Annotated in this window: 1 rRNA gene; it reads right to left on the bottom strand. The window is 59.5% G+C overall.

Going from position 1 to position 1,362, the window contains the following annotated elements:
• Positions 1-1,362 (bottom strand): 23S ribosomal RNA (locus BMYO_RS11320); the annotation flags it as partial.

The raw sequence follows: 1,362 nt of genomic DNA, 5'->3' as shown, positions 1-1,362 counted from the left end.
CACTGTCCCAGACCAGGATGACTGGTCGTGGTTAGACATCCAATGCGAACAGAGCGGTATTTCACCTTGCGACTCCGCGCGGTCTGGCGGCCACGCCTCGACGTCTCCCGCCTATGCTACACAATCCACACCGAATGCCAATACCAAGGTATAGTAAAGGTCCCGGGGTCTTTTCGTCCTTCTGCGCTTAACGAGCATCTTTACTCGTACTGCAATTTCGCCGAGCTCCTGGTCGAGACAGTGGGGAAGTCGTTACGCCATTCGTGCAGGTCGGAACTTACCCGACAAGGAATTTCGCTACCTTAGGATGGTTATAGTTACCACCGCCGTTTACCGGGGCTTGAATTCACCGCTTCCCCCCGAAGGGATGACGGATCCTCTTAACCTTCCGGCACCGGGCAGGCGTCAGTGCATATACAGCGACTTGCGTCTTCGCATGCACCTGTGTTTTTGGTAAACAGTCGCTACCCCCTGGTCTGTGCCACCCCCAAAAGCTCCCCAAGCGAGTTGGTTCACCATCGGGGGTCTCCCTTAAACCGAAGGAACGGGAGTGATTTGCCGAGTTCCTTGACCAGGATTCGCTCGATCGCCTTGGTATTCTCTACCTGACCACCAGTGTCGGTTTGGGGTACGGGCGGACTGACGCCCTCACGCCGAAGCTTTTCTCGACGGCCGGGATCACCGGATCCACGCTAAACGCGCGTCCCATCGCACCTCACCCTCACGCCCCCCGGATTTGCCTGGGGGACGGGCCGCGTGCTTGGCCCCGGAAAACCACCTCCGGAGCCGGCCACCCTTCCGTGTCACTCCTGCGCTGACCTACTCCCGCTACGGTCCCAACACCACCCCGATCCGAACCCCGAAGGGAACATCACGAGAATAATGGAGGTTAGTGCTCACGGTTCCGGTTTGATCGGTCGCCAGCCGGTACGGGAATATCGACCCGTTCATCCATTCGACTACGCCTGTCGGCCTCGCCTTAGGACCCGACTCACCCAGGGACGATGAACGTGGCCCTGGAACCCTTGGTCATCCAGCGGCGGGGATCCTCACCCCGCTTTCGCTACTCATGTCTGCATTCTCACTCCCACGGAATCCACGGCCGGCTTGCGCCGCCGCTTCGCCCCCCGTGGGACGCTCTCCTACCCAGTACCAAAGTACTGCCGCGTCTTCGGTGGCGTGCTTGAGCCCCGCTACATTGTCGGCGCGGAACCACTAGACCAGTGAGCTGTTACGCACTCTTTCAAGGATGGCTGCTTCTGAGCCAACCTCCTGGCTGTCTATGCGACTCCACATCCTTTCCCACTTAGCACGCGCTTGTGGACCTTAGACGACGGTCTGGGCTGTCTCCCTCTCCACGAC

This window comes from Bifidobacterium myosotis (assembly GCF_002259745.1).
Lineage (GTDB): Bacteria > Actinomycetota > Actinomycetes > Actinomycetales > Bifidobacteriaceae > Bifidobacterium > Bifidobacterium myosotis.
The sequence above is the reverse complement of the archived record's forward strand: the minus strand, read 5'-3'. Positions and strand labels throughout refer to the sequence as shown.